17 protein-coding genes and 2 pseudogenes are annotated in these 19,219 nt (G+C 71.4%); 11 read left to right on the top strand and 8 right to left on the bottom strand.

Annotation, left to right across the window (positions count from 1 at the left end; genetic code table 11):
• Nucleotides 1-172: 172 nt before the first annotated feature.
• Nucleotides 173-784, bottom strand: coding sequence for a hypothetical protein (locus tag K228_RS0116070; RefSeq protein WP_025619356.1), 612 nt, complete (start codon nucleotides 782-784; stop codon nucleotides 173-175).
• Between the two features lie 56 nt (nucleotides 785-840).
• On the opposite strand from K228_RS0116070, the gene K228_RS0116065 reads away from it, so the two are divergent.
• Both K228_RS0116065 and K228_RS0116060 read left to right on the top strand, forming a co-directional pair.
• Nucleotides 841-1,362, top strand: a complete 522-nt coding sequence (locus K228_RS0116065) for an acyl-CoA thioesterase (protein ID WP_025619355.1) — start codon at nucleotides 841-843, stop codon at nucleotides 1,360-1,362.
• 161 nt (nucleotides 1,363-1,523) lie between these two features.
• A complete protein-coding gene (locus tag K228_RS0116060; RefSeq protein ID WP_025619354.1) occupies nucleotides 1,524-3,521 on the top strand; it encodes an acetoacetate--CoA ligase in 1,998 nt (665 codons plus the stop codon).
• A gap of 18 nt (nucleotides 3,522-3,539) precedes the next feature.
• Here the strand turns inward: K228_RS0116060 and K228_RS0116055 are convergent, their stop codons facing one another.
• Nucleotides 3,540-4,229, bottom strand: coding sequence for a TIGR03089 family protein (locus K228_RS0116055; RefSeq protein ID WP_025619353.1), 690 nt, complete (start codon nucleotides 4,227-4,229; stop codon nucleotides 3,540-3,542).
• Between the two features lie 149 nt (nucleotides 4,230-4,378).
• Between K228_RS0116055 and K228_RS0116050 the strand changes: the two genes are divergently transcribed.
• Nucleotides 4,379-5,524 carry a glycosyltransferase family 4 protein gene (locus tag K228_RS0116050; protein WP_025619352.1) on the top strand — a complete coding sequence of 382 codons (1,146 nt, stop codon included), beginning with the start codon at nucleotides 4,379-4,381 and terminating at the stop codon, nucleotides 5,522-5,524.
• 61 nt (nucleotides 5,525-5,585) lie between these two features.
• Nucleotides 5,586-6,677, top strand: coding sequence for a mannose-1-phosphate guanylyltransferase (locus K228_RS0116045; protein ID WP_025619351.1), 1,092 nt, complete (start codon nucleotides 5,586-5,588; stop codon nucleotides 6,675-6,677).
• Here the strand turns inward: K228_RS0116045 and K228_RS0116040 are convergent.
• Complete coding sequence (locus K228_RS0116040) at nucleotides 6,646-7,245, bottom strand: NUDIX hydrolase (protein ID WP_025619350.1); 600 nt, start codon at nucleotides 7,243-7,245, stop codon at nucleotides 6,646-6,648. The genes K228_RS0116045 and K228_RS0116040 overlap by 32 nt on opposite strands.
• 64 nt (nucleotides 7,246-7,309) lie before the next feature.
• Between K228_RS0116040 and K228_RS0116035 the strand changes: the two genes are divergently transcribed.
• Nucleotides 7,310-8,344, top strand: coding sequence for a hypothetical protein (locus K228_RS0116035; protein ID WP_025619349.1), 1,035 nt, complete (start codon nucleotides 7,310-7,312; stop codon nucleotides 8,342-8,344).
• Nucleotides 8,345-8,392: 48 nt separating this feature from the next.
• On the opposite strand, the gene K228_RS0116030 is transcribed toward K228_RS0116035, so the two are convergent.
• Both K228_RS0116030 and cofD read right to left on the bottom strand, forming a co-directional pair.
• Nucleotides 8,393-9,481 carry a coenzyme F420-0:L-glutamate ligase gene (locus K228_RS0116030; protein WP_025619348.1) on the bottom strand — a complete coding sequence of 363 codons (1,089 nt, stop codon included), beginning with the start codon at nucleotides 9,479-9,481 and terminating at the stop codon, nucleotides 8,393-8,395.
• Complete coding sequence (cofD, locus tag K228_RS0116025; RefSeq protein ID WP_025619347.1) at nucleotides 9,478-10,425, bottom strand: 2-phospho-L-lactate transferase; 948 nt, start codon at nucleotides 10,423-10,425, stop codon at nucleotides 9,478-9,480. Before cofD ends, K228_RS0116030 begins: the two co-directional genes overlap by 4 nt.
• Before the next feature lie 99 nt (nucleotides 10,426-10,524).
• On the opposite strand from cofD, the gene K228_RS0116020 reads away from it, so the two are divergent.
• From K228_RS0116020 to K228_RS0116010, 3 genes are all read left to right on the top strand, one after another.
• Entirely contained in the window at nucleotides 10,525-11,412 is an 888-nt protein-coding gene (locus tag K228_RS0116020; RefSeq protein ID WP_025619346.1) for a hypothetical protein, read from the top strand.
• A gap of 91 nt (nucleotides 11,413-11,503) precedes the next feature.
• Entirely contained in the window at nucleotides 11,504-14,014 is a 2,511-nt protein-coding gene (locus tag K228_RS0116015) for a bifunctional FO biosynthesis protein CofGH (RefSeq protein WP_025619345.1), read from the top strand.
• Between the two features lie 730 nt (nucleotides 14,015-14,744).
• Nucleotides 14,745-15,002, top strand: a complete 258-nt coding sequence (locus K228_RS0116010; protein ID WP_011904858.1) for a WhiB family transcriptional regulator — start codon at nucleotides 14,745-14,747, stop codon at nucleotides 15,000-15,002.
• 80 nt (nucleotides 15,003-15,082) lie between these two features.
• Here the strand turns inward: K228_RS0116010 and K228_RS0116005 are convergent, their stop codons facing one another.
• Complete coding sequence (locus K228_RS0116005; RefSeq protein ID WP_025619344.1) at nucleotides 15,083-15,532, bottom strand: metallopeptidase family protein; 450 nt, start codon at nucleotides 15,530-15,532, stop codon at nucleotides 15,083-15,085.
• 151 nt (nucleotides 15,533-15,683) lie between these two features.
• On the opposite strand from K228_RS0116005, the gene K228_RS0116000 reads away from it, so the two are divergent.
• A complete protein-coding gene (locus tag K228_RS0116000; protein ID WP_033776968.1) occupies nucleotides 15,684-16,055 on the top strand; it encodes a DUF3499 domain-containing protein in 372 nt (123 codons plus the stop codon).
• A gap of 25 nt (nucleotides 16,056-16,080) precedes the next feature.
• Here the strand turns inward: K228_RS0116000 and K228_RS0115995 are convergent.
• Together K228_RS0115995 and K228_RS30400 are read right to left on the bottom strand one after the other, a co-directional pair.
• Nucleotides 16,081-16,950: pseudogene (locus K228_RS0115995) on the bottom strand (aminotransferase class III-fold pyridoxal phosphate-dependent enzyme); the annotation flags it as partial.
• 81 nt (nucleotides 16,951-17,031) lie between these two features.
• Nucleotides 17,032-17,230, bottom strand: a pseudogene (locus K228_RS30400) (IS982 family transposase); the annotation flags it as partial.
• A 424-nt stretch (nucleotides 17,231-17,654) separates the two neighbouring features.
• On the opposite strand from K228_RS30400, the gene K228_RS0115985 reads away from it, so the two are divergent.
• Nucleotides 17,655-17,999, top strand: a complete 345-nt coding sequence (locus K228_RS0115985) for a YciI family protein (protein WP_223160750.1) — start codon at nucleotides 17,655-17,657, stop codon at nucleotides 17,997-17,999.
• 56 nt (nucleotides 18,000-18,055) lie between these two features.
• The gene (locus tag K228_RS0115980) at nucleotides 18,056-19,216 is read left to right on the top strand and encodes an RNA polymerase sigma factor (protein ID WP_025619341.1); all 1,161 of its coding nucleotides are present in this window, start codon (nucleotides 18,056-18,058) and stop codon (nucleotides 19,214-19,216) included.
• The last annotated feature ends 3 nt before the right edge of the window (nucleotides 19,217-19,219 follow it).

Genomic DNA, 19,219 nt, shown 5'->3' with positions numbered 1-19,219 from the left:
TGGCCCCCAGATCCAAGGCACCAACCAGGTGCAGCGCATCGTCATGGCGCGGCAGCTGTTGAAGGGCTGACCGCCCGCCGGTGGCCCCCAGATCCCCGGCGGCGCCACGCCCCCCGGCGGGCCGGTTGCCGGCCTGCCGGGAGTGGGCTGGGCGTGCGGCTCGGTCGGTTGGTCAGCGCGGCCCGGTGGTGGTCGTCGGCCGGTGGTTGCCCCGCGGCGGAGTGGACCAGGGGGACTCGCCGTCGGTCTGTCGGGGTAGCGCTTCGGTCGGGTCGGACTTCGGGTTGCCCAGGACCGGCTCGGTGCTCTCCCGCTCCGGTGTGGGCGGCCAGTCGTCGAGCGGGGTGTCCGCTGGGTCTGGGTTCTCCGCTGCCTTTGGTTCCACCTTGGTCGTCGGCCACTGCCGCCAGCGTTGCCCGCTGAAGCCGGCGACCAGCAGCAGGAGGCCGATCAGGAAGAGCGTCCCGTTCTCCAGCGGCAGCCGTAGCGGAAGCGGGTCGCCGAGGACTGTCCAGTCCGCCGGGATGCGGTTGCGGACAGCGAATGGACTGATGGCCAACCCCAGGTACGGGACGGCGAGCAGCAGCCCGGCGACGATTGGGCCGATCGGCGAGACGCGCAGGGTGCCGAGGAGTCCGAGCAGGACACCGCCGACGACCAGCCAGACCGCGGGCTCGATCAGGTTGGCCGAGTTGAACTGGCCGATCTCCACCCAGCTGTCGACGGTGCGCGCTGATCCATCTTGACCGAGAGTGACCAGGATCCACGTGACGGGTGCCACCACGAGACCCGCGAGGAAGCTCCATAGATGTCGCATCCGCGCACCGTACCGTCTCCGATATGAGCGAATTCCCCGCCACCACCGCACCGGGTCGGCCGACCGCATACTCCCGGGTCACGCTGAGTCGAATCATGACTGCCGTCGATGTAAACCTCTACGGCACCGTGCACGGCGGGGTGCTGATGAAGTTCGTGGACGATGTCGCCGGGGCCGCCGCCGCCCGACACAGTGGCGGGACGGCGGTGACCGCGGCGATCGACGAGATTGTCTTCTCCGAGGCGGTGCGGGTCGGGGACCTGGTGCACGCCTACGCACAGGTCAACTGGGCCGGGCAGACCTCGATGGAGGTCGGGGTGCGGGTAACCGCCGAACGGTGGGACTCGGCCGAGGGGGAGCCGGTGCGGGTCGCCACCGCGTACCTCGTCTTCGTCGGCGTTGACGTCGGCGGCAGCCCACGGCCAGTCCCACCGGTGTCCCCGGAGACCGTCGCGGACCAACGGCGCTTCCGGGAGGCGGAGATCCGGCGGGCGCACCGACTCGCCCGCCGGCGGGCGATCCAGGCGCACCGGACGGCTGAGTAGTCTCCGGTCCACATCAGTGGAAAACGCCGGCGGCGTAGCGAGGCGCTGAATCCCCACACCCCCGATCGCCCGGCCCCCGGTGCCGGCGACGACACCTCGAGGTAGGGCAAGATGGCGCCACGGCCGGACAGCGTTGTGCCGGGCCGAGGGAGGGTGGAGCGATGGGTGAGGTGCTGTGGACGCCACCGGCGGACGTGCGTGAGCGGTGCCGGATCGGGACCTACCTGCGTTGGCTGAGCACGCACCGCGGGCTTGACTTCGCCGACTATGCCGAACTGTGGCGTTGGTCGGTCACCGACCTGCCCGCCTTCTGGCAGTCGATCTGGGACCACTTCGAGGTCGTGTCGCACGCCCCGGCCACGGCCACGCTCGCCGAGCGGACCATGCCCGGTGCCCGCTGGTTCCCCGGCGCCACCCTGAACTACGCGGAGAACGTGCTGCGGATGCCGGGCCGGGGCGACGCCGACCCGGTGGTGATCGCCCACGGGCAGACCCGGCCACCGGTCACCCTCTCCGCCGCCGAGCTGCGGGAGCAGGTCCGCCGGGTCGCCGCCGGGCTACGTCGGCTCGGCGTCGGCGCGGGCGATCGGGTGGCCGTGTACGCGCCGAACATTCCCGAGACGTACGTGCTGTTGCTGGCCACCGCCAGCCTCGGCGCGATTTTCTCCTCCTGCGCGCCCGAGTTCGGTACCCGGAGCGTGACCGACCGCTGGCAGCAGATCGAGCCGAAGGTCCTGGTCGCCGTTGACGGCTACCGCTATGGCCAGAAGCCGATTGACCGGCGAGCCGAGGTGGCCGCCATCCGGGCCGCCCTGCCGTCGTTGTCGCACACCGTCGGCATCGCGTACCTCGATCCGACCGGTCTTCCCCCGGCGGACACGATCGCCTGGGCCGACCTCGCCGCGACCACCGACGAGCCGCTCACCTTCACCCCGGTGCCCTTCGACCACCCGCTCTACGTGCTCTACTCCTCCGGCACGACGGGGCTGCCCAAGCCGATCGTGCACGGCCACGGCGGCATCCTGCTCGAGCACCTGAAGATGCTCGCCCTGCACCACGACCTGGGCCCGGCGGACCGGTTCTTCTGGTTCACCACGACCGGCTGGATGATGTGGAACTTCCTCGTCTCCGGGCCGGCCGTGGGAGCGGCGATCGTGCTCTTCGACGGCGATCCGGGCCATCCCGACCTGGGCACGCTGTGGCGGCTGGCGGAGCGCACCGGCGCCACCCACCTCGGTACCTCGGCGCCGTTCCTGCTGGCCTGCCGCAAAGCCGGGCTGGTCCCCAGTGAGTTCGCCGACCTGTCCGCCCTGCGGGGGGTCGGCTCCACCGGCGCGCCGCTGCCCCCCGAAGGCTTTCACTGGGTCTACCAGAACGTCGGCGACGCCCTCCAACTCCAGTCGCTCTCCGGCGGAACCGATGTCTGCACCGGGTTCGTCGGTGGAAATCCGCTGCTACCCGTGCATGCGGGCGAGATCGCCTGCCGAGCGCTCGGGGCGAAGGTGGAGGCCCGCTCCGCCGACGGCACCCCGGTCATCGGTGCGCTGGGCGAGCTGGTGATCACTGAGCCGATGCCGAGCATGCCGGTCGGGTTCTGGGGCGACACCGACGGCAGCCGGTACCGGGAGGCGTACTTCGACCGCTACCCCGGCGTCTGGCGACACGGCGACTGGATCACGATCAACCAGCGGGGCGGCTGCGTCATCACCGGCCGCTCCGATGCGACGCTGAACCGGGGTGGGGTTCGCCTCGGCACCGCCGAGTTCTACTCGGTCGTGGAAGGGCTGGACGAGGTCGTTGACTCCCTCGTCGTGCACTTGGAGGACGCCGAGGGCGGTGCTGGTGAGCTGCTCCTGTTCGTGGTGCTCGCCGGGGGAGTGGAGTGGGATGACGCGCTGCGGACGAGGATCTGCCGGGAACTGCGTACCGCCCTGTCGCCCCGGCACGTGCCCGACGAGATCCACCCGGTCGGAGCCGTGCCGCGGACCCTGTCGGCGAAGAAGCTGGAGGTACCGGTCAAGAAGATCCTGACCGGTACCCCGGTCGACTCGGCGGCAGCCCGGGGTGCGCTGGCCAACCCGGAGTCGCTGACCGCCTTCGCCGGTCTGGCCCAGCGTCGAGCCACCCACGACGACACCGCTGGCGGGCGAGCCCGGTGACGGCCACCGACCACGGGATCAGGGCAGGGTGAGGGTGGTCCGCTCGGCGACGGCGCGGGCGCCGAGACGACTGGCGTCGGCGTGCGCGACCAGGACCGTGGAGGCGTTCGCGGTCAGCGGGGCCAGGAGCCAGTCGACCGGGTCCGGGTAGCGGTCAACGTCGATCAGGACCCGCGTGCCGGGGGTGAGCCCGAGCTCCGCGGCGCGCGCCGCCGCCCGGGCAGCCAGGTCCGCCTGGGCCGGCCCACCGGACGCGGGTGCCCCGAAGTGGTCGCCGTGCGTCCGTATCTCGGAGGCGAAGTCGGCGTACCCCGACGGCACCTCCCGCAGTGGCCGGGCGAACGGATCCAGCGCGAGTAGGTAGCGGTCCCCGGCGCCGAAGCGGTCCGCCTCGGCCAGCCGGCCGGTGCCGACGAAGAGGACGTCCACATCGTCCGGCGGGTCCGCCACCGTGAGGCCGGCCGACCAGCATCCGAGCAGCACGGCGGCGGTCTGCCAGTGCGGGGGAAGGAGCACCCCGGCGGTGTCGCCGGGTGCGAGCCCCACCCCGTCAACCAGCAGGTTGGCGGTCTTGGCCACCCAGTTCGCGCAGGTTGCGCCGGAGAGTTCGGTGCGTTCGCCGGTGGCGTCGTCGTACCAGGTGAGCAGCGGTCGGGTCGGGTCGGGTGCGATCGCGTCGGCGAGGACCCGGGCAAGGTTGTCGGCCATCAGCGCGAACGATACGCGCCCGCCGTCTGGAGCCGGGCGACGACGACTTGCCCCGGCGCCGGGTCGCAGTCACCGCCTGGGTGGGGGTGCGGCGTAGGCTTACGGCGAAAGTGTTGTACCCCACACCCCCGAGTGCAAGGAGTCGCCCCTTGACCGCCGGCAGCCCGCCCCGTGTGCTCATTGACGCCACGAGTGTTCCCGCCGATCGTGGCGGCGTCGGTAGATACGTTGACGGCCTGCTCGGCGCGCTCGGGAAGGTCTGCGGCACCAGCGTTGACCTGGTCGTGGTGAGCCTTCGGACGGATCTTGAGCGCTATACCCGGATGCTGCCCGGGGCAGAGATCATCCCCGCCCCGGCCGCGGTGGCGCATCGGCCCGCGCGGCTCGCCTGGGAGCAGACCGGCCTGCCGCTGCTCGCCCAGCAGGTCGGCGCCCAGGTGCTGCATTCGCCCTTCTACACCTGCCCGCTGCGGGCCGGTTGTCCGGTCACCGTGACGGTGCACGACGCCACCTTCTTCACCGAGCCGGAGCACTACGACAAGTCACGTCGCACCTTCTTCCGCAGCGCGATCCGGACGTCGCTGCGCCGCGCCGACCGGGTGATCGTGCCCAGTAAAGCCACCCGGGACGAGCTGATCCGGCTCTTGGACGCCGATCCGACCCGAATCGATGTGGCGTACCACGGGGTTGATCATGCCGCGTTCCATGCCCCGAGCGCCGAGGAGAAGGCCCGGGTTCGGGCCCGGCTGGGGCTCGGCAGCCAGAGCTACATCGCGTTCCTCGGCGCCAAGGAGCCCCGCAAGAACGTTCCCAACCTGATTCGGGGCTGGGCGCGGGCCGTGGCGGACCGGCACCAGCCGCCCGCCCTGGTGATCGCCGGGGGGCAGGGGCACGACGACGAGATCGATCGTGCGGTCGCCGAGGTGCCGTCGCACCTGCGCCTGCTTCGCCCCGGCTACCTGCGCTATGCCGACCTGCCGGGCTTCCTCGGTGGGGCGTTGGTCTCCGCCTACCCGTCGTACGGCGAGGGGTTCGGCCTGCCGATTCTGGAGGCGATGGCCTGTGCTGCCCCGGTGCTGACGACGCCCCGGCTCTCCCTGCCCGAGGTGGGCGGCGAGGCGGTCGCGTACACCAGCGAGGCGTCGGATCAGATCGCCACCGACCTCGTCGCGTTGCTCGACGACGAGCACCGCCGGCTGGCGCTGGCCCAGGCCGGTTTCGACCGGGCCAAGGAGTTCACCTGGCAGTCCAGCGCCGAGGTGCACCTCGCCGCCTGGTCACGGGCCCGGTCGTGAACCGGGCGCCGGTTCGGCTGACCCTGCGGCCTCAGTCGATCGACTCGGGGAGAATGGGCGGGTGATCTACGCCGTCATCCCGGCGGGTGGCAGCGGCACCAGGCTGTGGCCGTTGTCCCGCGCCGGGCATCCAAAGTTTCTTCACCCGCTCACCGGGTCCGCCGCGTCGCTGTTGCAGGCGACCGTGGAGCGGCTCGGGACGCTGGCGACGCCGGAACACACCTTCGTGGTCACGGGCACGGCACACGCCACCGCGGTAGCCCGCCAGCTGACCGGCTTGCCGGAGCAGAACATCCTGGTCGAGCCGTCACCGCGGGACTCGTGCGCGGCGATTGCACTGGCTGCCGCCGTGATCGCCCGGCAGGAGCCGACCGCGGTGATGGGCTCGTTCGCGGCGGACCACCTGATCGCTGACCCGGCCGGGTGGCGGGATACTGTGCGCCAGGCCGCCCGGGGAGCCGAGCAGGGGCTGCTGATGACGGTGGGGATCACCCCGGCCTGGGCGGAGACCGGCTACGGCTACCTGGAGACCGGCGAGCCGAGCGGGGACGGATCGCTGCGGCCGGTGGTCGAGTTCAAGGAGAAGCCGGACGCCGACGTGGCGGAGGCGTACCTCCGGTCTGGTCGCCACCTCTGGAACGCCAGCATGTTCGTGTGGCGGGTGGATGTCTTCCTCGCCGAGCTGGCCCGGCAGCAGCCGGCGCTGCACGCGGGCGTGCGCGAGATCGCGGCCGCCTGGGGCGCCGAGGAACAGGACGAGGTGCTCGGCACGGTGTGGCCGACGCTGCCGAAGATCTCGGTCGACTACGCGGTGATGGAGGGGGCGGCGACCGCGGGCCGGGTGGCGACGGTCCCCGGTGCCTTTGGCTGGAACGACGTCGGTGACTTCCATACCCTCGGCGAAGTCCTGCCGGCGGACCCGGCCGGCAACACGGTCCTGGGCGGGGAGGCAAAGCCAAGTGTCCTGTTGCGGGACAGCACGAACCTGGTGGTTGTCCCGCACTCGGGCCGGCTCGTCGCGACGGTCGGAGTGCGGGACCTGATCGTGGTCGACACCCCGGACGCGTTGCTGATCTGCCCGCGGGACCGCGCCCAGGACGTGAAGCAACTCGTCGACGAGCTCAAGGAGCGGGGTGAAATGGGGCTCGTCTGAGCGCTGCCAGGGCCGGCGTGATCAGCTGGGCGGTCCCGCCGGCCAACGGAGTCGGAAGCTGGTTTGGTGGAAACCAGCCCAACTCCTCGGACTCCTCGCTGACCTGGGTCCGCGCGCCGGGCGGGGCGAGGACGGCGAAGCGTACGTCGTGGTGAAACGAGCCGCCCTGGCAGGTGACGGAATGAATGTCCACGTCGATCGGCACCGGATCGATCCGCAGGCCGATCACGCCGGACTCCTCGGTCGCCTCCCGCAGCGCCGCCGCGGCCAGCGTCGAATCGGTGGGCTCACAGTGCCCGCCGAGCTGCACCCACTTGCGGAACTTGCCGTGTAGGCAGAGCAGCACCCGGGAACCGAAGGCGTCGAGCACCAGCGCGCTGGCGGTGACGTGGCCGGCCCGGTGCGTCCGGCTCATCGCTTCCGGTCCGGCGGCGAGCAGGTCCAGCGTTCGGTCCCGGGCCTCGGCGGCGGCCACCGAGGTGGGCGTCCAGTCGCGCAGCACGGTGCGAGCGTCGGCGTGCAGGGCGGGATTGGGTGGCGAGTCGACGTGGAGCTCGGGCGTTGACAAGGGCCCTCCTCGGCGTTCGGGTGCGCCCGCAACCCTACGTGTGCGGGGTTCGTACGCTTGGCTGGTGACTCTGCGACTCCTGGAATTCGTGGTGGGCGACAACGAGGCCAGTGACCTGCTCCCGGTGCGTTCGCCGGCGCTGCTGCGCGCCCACCGTGCCCGGCGTGGTTTCTGGACGGTGCTGGACGAGGGCCCGGTCGAGCAGTGCCTCGCGCTGCTCCTGGAGCGGGCCGACGGCACCTGGACGGCCCAGCACGTGACCGCCGACGCCGGAGCCGAGAACGGCCGTACCGAGGATGGCGAGGCGTTGGCCCACCACGACGGCTGGGTGTATGTCTTCGGGTCGCACTTCGGATCGAAGGCCGGCCCGCTGCGTCCGCGGCGGGCGTTCGTCGCCCGGTTCCGCGAGCAGGACGCGGCCCACGGCCCGCTGCCGGTGCAGGTGGTACGCAACCGGTTCCGGCTCCACCGGGCGGTGAACGACGCCCTGCTCAAGGCCCCGTTCACGCCGCTGCCGCCGGGAGACCAGGTCCGCTCCCAGTTCATCGGCGCCACCGTGGCGCGGGGGACCGCCCGGTCCAAGGGCTGGGTCGAGCGGCTGGCCGCCGACGACCTGCCGCTGAACGTGGAGGCGGTCGCCTTCACCCCGGCCGGCACGGCGCTGCTCGGGCTGCGGTTCCCGGTCACCGCCGAGGGGGACCCGGTCCTGGTCGAGTTGGCCGGCGTGCCCCAGATGTTCGAGCCCAGTCCGACCTGGCCGGAGGCGCGGGGCGCGTACGTGCTGACCGGGGTGACCCCGCCCGACGCGCTGGCCGGCTTCCGGGCGATGGCGCCCACCGCGGACGGCGGCTACGCGGCGGTGATCGGTTCGATCGACGCGCTCGGGAAGGGCTCGGTGTTGCTGGCCGACCACCCGGCGGGTGGGGAGGTGACCTCCCGGCACGTCCGCTTCCGACTTCCGGGCCAGGGGCACCGGATCACCGGCGAGTTGGTCGCCGACCTCGCGCCGTTCCACCACGTCGAAGGGCTGGCAGAGCTCGACGGGAGCCGGTTCTACGTCACCGACGAGGACCACCGGGTCGCGCTCTGGGTGGGCTGACCCCGACCGGGCCGCGGGGCGGCTGCCCCGTGACCCGGTGCCACCGACCTAGAGCGCCAGGGCCGCTGTGGCGGAGGTGCCGGGCGGGGGCGGCAGCAGGGTCGACGGCAGGCCCTCGGCGGCCAGGGCGGCGCGTAGGCGGTGTACGTCCGCGCCGAACCGGACCAGCCCGAACGGGTCCACCGGGGTCGGCGGGGCGGCGAGTAGCAGGGTGTTCGCTGTGGCCGGCCAGCCCGGTACCGTGCCGGCCAGCTGGTCGTGGGTTGCCGGGTCGGTGACATGGGTGAAGGTCGTGCCGGGGGCTACCGTCGCACCAACGACGGCGACCGCCCGGTCGATCGCGGCCGGGTCGGGCGGCGTCGCGCCGGTGCCGTTGCGCAGGGTGGCGGCCTCGGCCAGCCCGGCGGCCCGCGCCTCGGCGGTGCCGAGCGAGAACAGGTCCAACGACGAGTCCCGGACCAGGGCCCTGGCCCCGAGTCCGTCGTCGGCCCGCGGGGTGGCCGGGTAACCGCGTACGACGGCGACCGGCACCTGGTCACACTTGCCCTTGACCAGTTCGCCAGCGCCGGCCAGTTCGTCAACCACCGCCATCTGGGTGAGTTCCAGCTCGTTGCCGTACGGGTCGACCTCACCCCGGTGGTCGTGAACAGCGTCGATGCCGGCGACGCCGAGTGCGACATCGGTGAGCCCGTTGCGCCACGGGCGGCCCATGGTGTCACTGATGATGACCGGCACATCGAGGCCGTACCGCTGTCGTAGGGTGGCGCGTAGCGCCCGGGCGGAGGCGTCCGGATCAACCGGGAGCAGCACCAGCCGGGTCTTGTCGATGTTGGAGGCGTCGATACCCGCGGCGGCCATCACAAAGCCGTGGTGGGTTTGGACGATCCGGGTCGCGCCGCGGGCGGCGACCACCCGCGCGGTCTCCGCCGCCAGTACCTCTGCCCGCGCCTCGAGCCGCTCCGGCCCATCGGCCGGGACATCCACCAGTCGTCCCTCCGCCTTCGAGACGACCTTGCTCGTTACCACCAGGATGTCGCCGTCGCGCAGCCACGGCGCCGCGGTGACGATCATGGCGGCCAGGTCGTCGCCTTCGGACACGTGGCCGATGCCGCGCACCGGCATGATCTCCAGGTTCACATCAACCCCACCGCGGCCTGGACCATCGCCGTGGTCGCTGCTTCGTCCGTCATCCGCAACGGCGCCGCGTGGACCGTCACCCCCGGCACCACCGTCGCCGCGTCCTCCTCGGCCACCAGCCAGCCGTCGAGCAGGCCGCCGCTGGTCCGTCCACCATAGAGGCCGCCCACTCCGGCGGCGCTGCACTCGATGCCGAGCACGGCCAGGCACCGGTCGGCCATTCCGCGGATCGGGGCGGCGCCGATGATCGGGGACACGCCGACCACCGGGGCCGGACCCGCCGCGACCGCGTCCCGCACCCCAGGCACGGCCAGGATCGGGGCGATGCTCACCACCGGGTTGCTCGGTGCGATCAGCACCAGGTCCGCCGCAGCGATCGCCTCGGTCACTCCCGGCGCCGGCTTCGCGTCCTCCGCGCCGACGAAGACGAACCGGTGCGTGGGAAGCTCGGCCCGGTGCCGTACCCACCACTCCTGGAAGTGGATTGCCCGCTGGCCGCCGTCGAGGTCAACCACCGCGTGGGTCTCCAGGCGGTCGTCGGTGGCCGGCAGCAGGCGTACGCCGGGCTCCCAGCGGGTGGCCAGCGCAGCGGTGACCTGGTGCAGTGGGTAGCCGGCGGTGATCTTGGTGGTGCGGACCAAATGGGTGGCGAGATCTCGGTCGCCCAGCCCAAACCAGGTCGGCTCTGCCCCGTAGGCGGCCAACTCCTCCCGCACCGTCCAACTCTCCGCAACGCGCCCCCAACCACGTTCCGGGTCGGCGCCCCCACCCAGCGTGTACATGACGCTGTCCAGGTCCGGGCAGACCTTCAGGCCGTGTAGATACAGGTCGTCGCCCACGTTGACCACGGCGGTCACCTCGGCGCCGATCGTCCGGGCGTAGGCCCGCACCCCGAGCAGGAACCGGGCGCCGCCGATTCCTCCGGTCAGAACCACGATGCGCATGCCGTCCATCCTCGCCTACCCGCCGCCTCCGGGCTCCGGGCCACCCGGGAGACTAGGCTCACGTCGGCAGTTGTCCGATTCCGTTCGAAGGGGGATACCGTGACCAGCCCTGTCGAACCGGCGTCCACCGAACCGACGCCGGCGCGTCAACTGACCCGGCCGTTGCGTGAACCAGCGGTGTTTGTGCTCCTCGGCGCGAATGCCCTCCTCCTCTTTGTCGGCCTGCTCCGGCTCATGACCTCGGCCACCTCGGCGGCCGGGCGTGCCGGCAGTGCGGCTGCCGCGTTCACCGGCGTCGAGGCGGTCGTCCTGCCGTTGCTGGCGGTCCTGCTCGCCACACACCTGCACCCGGTGCTTCCCCGGGCAAAGCTGATCACCCAGGTGGCGTTGGGCCAGTACGCCTTCAGCGCCGTCTTCGGTGCATTGACCTTCCTGATCTGGTCCGTTGACCGGCTGGTCTCAGCTGAGTTGCTTGACGCCTTCCTTGGGTTCCTGAGCCAGCTGGCCGGGCTGGGGCTGCTGCTGCTGGCCGGGTTCCCGGTGTATCGGATCTGGCGCCGGCTCTACTACGTGCCCAAGCCCAAGCCCCAGCCCGGGGTCTACGGCGCTCCCCAGTCTGGCTGGCCGGCTCCGCCCCCCGGTGGACAGCCTGGTGCCCAGCCCGGTTGGCCCGGCGGCTGGCCCGGCCCCAACCAGGGTGCTGGCTGGCCTGGCCCCGGCCAGGGTGCTGGCTGGCCCGACCCGAGCCAGGGGGCTGGTTGGCCCGCTCCGCCCCAGCCCGCTCCGCCCGAGTCTGGTGTTGTCTACGGCCAGTCTGTTGCGCCGCCCGCCGGGACGTCCCCGCCAGCCCCACCGGCCCCGCCGTTCGGGCAGCCGCCGTCGGTGGAACCGACCCAGGCCATTCCCCGCCAGTCGGTTGAGCCCCCGGCGCCGTCCCACGACGAGGACCGCACCCGGCGCATTAATCCGTCCGACAGCCCCGACTGACCACGTCGGTACCGGCCCCCGCGGGGGTCCGGCCGACGGAGTGATCAAACCGGCAGGGCGAGGAGGCGGGTGGAGCGCCTACGCTGAGCGGATGGTTGATCGCACGGAGCCGGTCCCCACCGAGGCGAGTGTGCGGCGGGCGTTGCGTCGAGCGGCGTCCGGGCGGGCGCTGGACAGCGACGAGGCGACGGCGCTGCTGAGCGCTCGAGGTGCCGCGCTGGACGAGTTGTTCCGGGTCGCTGGGGCGATCCGGGACGCGGGCCTGCGCGCGGCCGGGCGGCCGGGTGTGGTGACGTACTCGAAGAAGGTTTTCATCCCGCTCACCCGCCTCTGCCGGGATCGGTGTCACTACTGCACCTTCGCCACGGTGCCGCACCGGCTGCCGGCGGCGTTCCTCGACCGCGACGAGGTGCTGGCGATCGCCCGGCAGGGCGCGGAGCTCGGCTGCAAGGAGGCGTTGTTCACCCTCGGCGACCGGCCGGAGGAGCGCTGGCCGGCGGCGCGCCAGTGGTTGGACGAGCGCGGGTACGACTCGACCCTTGACTACCTGCGCTCCTGTGCGGTGGCCGTGTTGGAGGAGACGGGCCTGCTGCCACACCTCAACCCCGGGGTGCTCAGCTGGTCTGAACTGCAGCGGCTCAAGCCGGTCGCGCCGAGCATGGGCATGATGTTGGAGACCACCGCCACCCGGCTGTGGTCATCCCCGAAAGGCCCGCACTACGGCTCGCCGGACAAGGAGCCGGCCGTTCGGCTGCGGGTGCTCGAGGACGCGGGTCGGGTGAATGTGCCCTTCACCACCGGTGTGCTCATCGGGATCGGGGAGACCCTGGCCGAGCGGGTCGACGCGTTCTTCGCGATCCGCCGGTCACATCGGGAGTACGGCCACCTCCAGGAGGTGATCGTGCAGAACTTTCGGGCCAAGCCGGACACGGCGATGCGCGGGATGCCCGATGCGGAGCTGCACGATCTTGCCGCCACCGTGGCGGTGGCCCGGGTACTGCTTGGGCCCCAGGCTCGCCTCCAGGCGCCACCGAACCTCATCGCGGGCGAGTACGACCTGCTGCTGCGCGCCGGCATCGACGACTGGGGCGGCGTCTCGCCGTTGACCCCGGACCACGTCAACCCGGAGCGGCCCTGGCCGCAGCTCGACGAGCTCTCTCGCCGTACCGAGCAGGCCGGGTTCGCGCTGCGGGAGCGGTTGACCATCTACCCGGAGTACGTCCAGGCCGGCGACCCCTGGCTCGACCCGCGCCTGCTGCCACACGTTGCGGCCCTGGCGGACCCGGCGACCGGGCTGGCGGTCCCCACCGCCCAGCCGACGGGGCGGCCGTGGCAGGAGCCGGACGAGGCCTACGGCGGGCGGACCGACCTGCACACCACCATCGACACCACCGGCCGAACCAGCGACCGGCGGGGCGACTTCGACCAGGTCTACGGCGACTGGTCGATGGTGGCCGGTCGGGTGGGCGCCGGAGCGACCGCCGGGGTCGGCGACCACGACCTGCGGGCCGGTCTGCGCCTCGCCGCCGACGATCCGGCGTCGCTGCTGGAGCCCGGACAGACCGCTGCGGCGCTGGCGCTCTTCGCGGCGGACGGCCCGGCTTTGGAGGAGCTGTGTCGGATCGCCGACGATGTGCGCCGCGACGCGGTCGGTGACGAGGTCACCTACGTGGTCAACCGCAACATCAACTTCACCAATATCTGCTATGTGGGCTGCCGCTTCTGCGCCTTCGCGCAGCGCGAGCGGGACGCCGACGCGTACCGGCTCTCGGTGGACCAGATCGCGGACCGGGCCGAGCAGGCGTGGCGGGCCGGGGCGAGCGAGGTGTGCCTGCAGGGGGGTATCGACCCGAGGCTGCCGGTGACGGCCTACGCCGACCTGGTGCGGGCGATCAAGACCCGGGTGCCGGGGCTACACGTGCATGCGTTCTCCCCGATGGAGGTCGTTACCGCGGCCGGTAAGGCGGGCGTCTCCATCCGGGAGTGGCTGACCGAGCTGCGGGAGGCCGGGCTGGACACCATCCCCGGCACCGCCGCCGAGATCCTCGACGACGAGGTGCGCTGGGTCCTCACCAAGGGCAAGCTACCGACGGCCGCCTGGGTCGAGGTGGTCACCACCGCGCACGAGTTGGGGATTCGGTCCAGCTCCACGATGATGTACGGGCATGTTGACCATCCCGCGCAGTGGCTTACGCACTTCCGCGTGTTGGCCGACACGCAGGACCGTACCGGCGGCTTCACCGAATTTGTCGCGCTGCCGTTCGTGCACACCAACGCCCCGATCTACCTGGCGGGGATCGCCCGTCCGGGGCCTACCTGGCGGGAGAATCGGGTGGTGCACGCGATGTCCCGGCTGCTGCTGCACGGTCGGATCCACAACATCCAGTGCTCGTGGGTGAAGTTGGGTGACGAGGGGAGCGCCGAACTGCTCCGCGGCGGCTGCAACGATCTGGGCGGCACCCTGATGGAGGAGACGATCTCCCGGATGGCGGGCTCGGGCAACGGGTCGGCTCGGACCGAGGACCAGTTGATCGCGATCGCGGCAGCGGCCGGGCGACCAGCGAGCAAGCGAACAACCGCGTACGGCCACCAGGCGGGGTAGCCCTGGACCTGCTCCGCCGCCGGCCCGGGTAGCGCCGGGCCCAACTCGTCGCCGGCCTCGGGCTGGTCCACTGGCCGTGGGTGCAGTGCCCCAAGGGCGCGTCGTCCCGGTGGCCTGGGCTGGTCCGCGGCAGCTGGGAAGCCCACGGGCAGCGGCCAACCGGGACCCTCGGTCGGTCGCTGTACCGACTGGTGAGATCCGCCGCTGGGCGGGCATAATCTCAGTCCATAGTGGACTAACCGCTGAATCCTCTTGTCTGGACGACGCATCAGCGGCCTTGCTGACTGTCGTGCTAAATGCCTGTCGGGCGGAATGTCCACTATGTGGACACGGGGTTGCGCCCCTTGGTCACCCTGGGCAATGGGCGTGGCGGCGGCGGGATAGCCTGTGCACCGCCAAGATCACCAGCCGGTTCGGCGGGTTGGCTGGACGGGGTGTTCGGTGCCACGCCACGGAGAAAACTCTGGCAACTCGCCGGGGCGGGCGTTACCCGGCGGGGGTCTGAATCGGTAGGGCAGGTTGCGAGGCCGGGAGGCCGATAGGCCGGACCGGGTGAGGTTTGGAGGGCAACCCCAATATCAAGTTTGGCTTGACGGCGCACGTATGACACGCGTGTAATTTGACTGGGGTTGTTCGCGAAACGCTACATATCGGTACCGGACGGACAACACGCCTTTCGCGTGGGGGGTTGCAGCGGCGATGACGCCGGTGCGCGACAAGGAGGCATTGAATGGACGGCCAGCTCGAGGCTGCCGACCTGCTCGGAAACGCGCCGGAGTGGCAGGAGCGGGCGCTCTGCTCGCAGACCGACCCGGAGGCGTTCTTCCCCGAGAAGGGCGGCTCAACCCGTGAGGCGAAGCGGATCTGCTCGCGCTGCGAGGTCAAGACCGAGTGCCTCGAATACGCGCTCGGTCACGACGAGCGGTTCGGCATCTGGGGCGGTCTCTCCGAGCGGGAACGCCGCAGGCTCAAGCGGCGTGCCGCCTGACATCAGGTTGGATCCGGGGTGGTGGGGGCTGCCCCGGACCGCTGCCGTGGCCCGGCTCCGTCCAGCCGCCGTGGCCGGGCTCAGGCCAACTCGTCCGGGTCCGCTCCGAGCAGGTTCGCCACCTGTTCGATGATCACGTCGTGAACGAGGTCGGCCAGGTCCTCACGGTCCATCGCCCGAAACTCGAGCGGCCGGCGGTAGAGAACGATCCGGGGCGGCATCTCCTGCCGGCCCGGTCGCCCCGCCAGCAGGCGGGCGAGAGGTACTGCGCCGTCCTCGAGTACGTCAGAGTCGTAGACATTCAGCTCCGGCGGCACGTCCTCCACCGCGAACTCGACGCCGGCCAACTCCTTGGCGAACCGCCGCTCGAGTGTCTCCACCGTGTCCAGCACCAGTCCGTCAAAGACCTCGGCCTTCGTTCGCGCCAGCGGCACCGTCGCGGGCACCAGGCGGCCGCGCAGCCCACGTCCATGACGGTCGCGGCGCGTGCGCCGGCTGGTGCCGGGGCGGCGGTGTTCCGGGCTTCCCATGAGCCCAGGGTAGTCCCCGACCGGTGCTGTCCCGCGGCAGCCGGGGCGCGCTGGCGCGCCGGATCCGAACGGCTGAAATGTGATCACCAAGACGGGCGTGTCGGGTCGCGAACCGGTGCGCCGGACCCGGTAATGGAGATACCCTGCCGCGGTGAGGTCATCACGGCGCTGCACCCGAAACGGCTGCCCCCGGCAAGCAGTCGCCACATTGACCTATGTCTACAACGAGTCCACCGCCGTGGTGGGGCCGTTGGCGGCTTTTGCCGAGCCGCACACGTACGACCTCTGTGAGCCGCACGCGCGCAGTCTGACCGCGCCACGGGGTTGGGATGTCGTCCGGCACGAGGGGGAGTTCGAGCCGCCGCCGCCCACGACGGACGACCTGGTCGCTCTCGCCGAGGCGGTCCGCGAGGCAGCCCGCCCGGTGGCCCCTCGCCCCCCGGAGGACAGCCCCGGCTCGGCGTCCTCGACGTCGTCCACCGGGCGTCGCGGCCACCTCCGCGTGATTCCGCCCAGTCACTGACCGCCGCCGCGTTCGCCCCGCACGGTTACAACCGGGACCAGGCCTCGGTGAGGACAGCTCGCAGGATCTGTTCCATCTCGTCGAACTGCTCTGGCCCGGCAGTCAACGGTGGTGCGAGCTGCACCACCGGGTCACCCCGGTCGTCGGCTCGGCAGTAGAGGCCGGAGCGGAAGAGCGCGGGGGAGAGGAAGTCGCGCAGCAGCCGCTCGGAGTCCGCCTCGTCGAAGGTCTCCTTGGTCGCCTTGTCCCTGACCAGTTCGATGCCGTAGAAGTACCCGTCGCCCCGAACGTCGCCGACGATCGGCAACTCGTGTGGCCGTTCCAGGGTGGCCCGGAACGTCGCCTCGTTGGCGCGTACGTGGCCGATCAGGTCATCGCGGGCAAGGACCTCCAGGTTGGCGAGCGCAACCGCGCAGGAGACCGGGTGCCCGCCGAAGGTCACCCCGTGGGCGAAGACGCCGGTCTCGGTGAGGAACGGCTCCATCAGCCGGTCATCAGCGATCATCGCCCCGAGCGGGGCGTACCCGGAGGTGATGCCCTTGGCCGTGGTGATGATGTCGGGCTGGTAGCCGTAGCGGACCGCGCCGAAGTACTCGCCGAGCCGGCCCCACGAGCAGATCACCTCGTCGGAGACGGGCAGGACGTCGAACTCGTCGCAGATTGCGCGGACGCGGGTGAAGTAGCCGGGTGGGGGTGGAATGCAGCCGCCGGAGTTCTGCACGGGCTCCAGGAAGACCGCGGCGACGGTCTCCGGGCCTTCTCGCTCGATGGCTCGGCGGATCTCCTCGGCGGCCCAACGGCCGAACGCCTCGGGGTCGGCGCCGTGCTCGGGCGCTCGGTAGAAGTTGGTGTTGGGTACCTTGATGCCGCCGGGCACCAGGGGCTCGAAGTCGCTGACGCATTTCGTCGCCGAGAGTCATTGCGGCAACGGAAACCCTTGTACCGGCGGGTCCAGGCGATGGTGGTTCGACGGGGGGAAGCCTGCCCACCCGGCCAGGTCCGAGCGTTTCACTGTCGAGCGGGACCGGCCGCATTCGACCGGCGTCGAGTCGACCATCCAGGTGGCGTCGGTCCCAGGTCGGTGTCCGCCGCGACCACGCGGATCGCTTGCTTGAGCAGCGAGCCTGGGTGGCCGTCCGGGCCTACGCCGCCCCGAGCCAGTCATCGATCTTCACGTAAAGTGCCGTCAGGAGGGTGTTGAGTCGGTCGTCACAAACCCTCAACACCCTTCGTCTATCTCCACCACCCAGGGTTGTCAGGACTTACTCGTCTAGTTCGGGGACTGGAGCACCAGCAGCCAGCGATGGCGAGGATCGGTCGGGCCACCGGTGCGGCGGCGGCCGCCGGTACCATCGCCGGGCTGGCCGAGCTGTGGCAGCGCGGCCAGCGACACCGCGGATAGGGTTTGTCCGGCGTGAGCGACCACCGCCACGGCACACGGCTTGACCGGGGGTGTCCAGTACTTCGCCGAACCGCGCCCTCGCCAGCTGAGGGATGTAAGAAATGGTCCGGAAGAGGATCCGGGCCGCTGTCGAAATCCGCGTCCTGCCGTTCGTCGGAAGGTTGTCGGACCAGAATCGGCAACTGGAGGAGGAGTTCATGGCCAAGTACCTAATCTTGATCTACGAGCCCGAGCAGGTGTGGGAGAACGCCAGCGAGGAGCAGTGGCAGGCCGCGATGGTCGAGCACGAGCGGTTCACCCAGCAGGTGCCTGAACAGGGGGGCAAGATCCTCGGTGGGGAGGCGCTCCAGCCGACCAGCACCGCCACGACGGTCCGTGGCGACATGGTCACCGACGGCCCGTTCGTCGAGACAAAAGAGGCCCTCGGCGCCTACTACGTGGTCGAGGCCCGTGACCTCGACCATGCCATCGCGTTGGCCAAGCTCTGCCCCGCCGGCACCGGCGGCGTGGAACTCCGACCGATCATGGAGGTAGACGGCTGAACAAGACGGCTATCGCGCGAGCTGTCGCCGACACGCACCGTCGTGAGTGGGCTTTCGTGCTCGCCGCGACGGTGCGCGTCACCGGCGACCTCGACCTCGCCGAGGAGTGCGTGCAGGACGCGTACGTGATCGCGCTCGACGCCTGGCTGCACGCCGGCGTCCCGGACAACCCCGGCGCTTGGCTGACGACGACCGCACGGCGGCGGGCCCTCGACGGCCGCCGCCGTGAGCGCACCCTGCGCGCCAAGCTGCCGCTGCTGGTCGAACCCGAGGAGTACACGGTGGAGGACATCACCGACGACCGGCTGCGTCTGCTCTTCACCTGCTGCCACCCGGCCCTCGCCCGGGAGGCGCAGGTCGCGCTCACGCTCCGGCTGGTCTGCGGGCTCACCACAGCCGAGATTGCTCATGTGTTTTTGATCTCCGAGGCGACGATGGCGGCCCGGGTCACCCGGGCCAAGAAGAAGATCGCCGCGGCCCGGATCCCCTACCGCGCGCCGGCTCCCGAGGAGCTGCCGGACCGGCTGGACGCGGTACTGACCGTGGTGCACCTGCTCTACACCATCGGGCACACCGCCCCGGCCGGCGACCGGCTGGTGCGGGTGGACCTGGTGGAGAAGGTGTTCGACCTGGCCCGGATGCTGCGGACGCTCATGCCCGATGAGCGGGAGGTACGCGGGCTGCTGGCCCTGCTGCTGCTCACCGACGCCCGCCGGGCGACCCGAACGGCTACCGACGGGCGGCTGCTTCTCCTCGCCGAGCAAGACCGCGGCCGGTGGGACCGGGCCGTGATCGCCGAGGGCGCGGCGCTGGTCCCGGGCGCGCTGCGCGGCGGGGCCGGCCGTTTCGCGCTGCAGGCGGCCATCGCGGCGCTGCACGCCGAGGCACCCACCTACGAAGACACCGACTGGCGCCAGATCGTCGGCCTGTACGACGTGCTGCTGACGGTCTGGACGTCACCGGTGGTGGCCCTGAACCGGGCGGTCGCTGTGTCCATGGCGGACGGACCGACCGCCGCCCTGGCAACCATCGAGGCGCTGGACGCCGACGGCCGGCTCGCCGGTTACCGGTACCTGCCGGCGACTCGGGCCGACCTGCTGCGGCGGCTGGGCCGGCACACCGAGGCGGCGGCACAGTACCGGCAGGCGCTGGAGCTGACCGACAACGCAGCCGAACGCGGGTTCCTTCGACGCCGTCTGGACGAGGTCAGCCGCTAGGGC

The organism is Salinispora cortesiana, assembly GCF_000484695.1.
Classification (GTDB): domain Bacteria; phylum Actinomycetota; class Actinomycetes; order Mycobacteriales; family Micromonosporaceae; genus Micromonospora; species Micromonospora cortesiana.
Note: the sequence above shows the minus strand (reverse complement) of the source record. Positions and strands in the feature narration are given on the sequence as shown.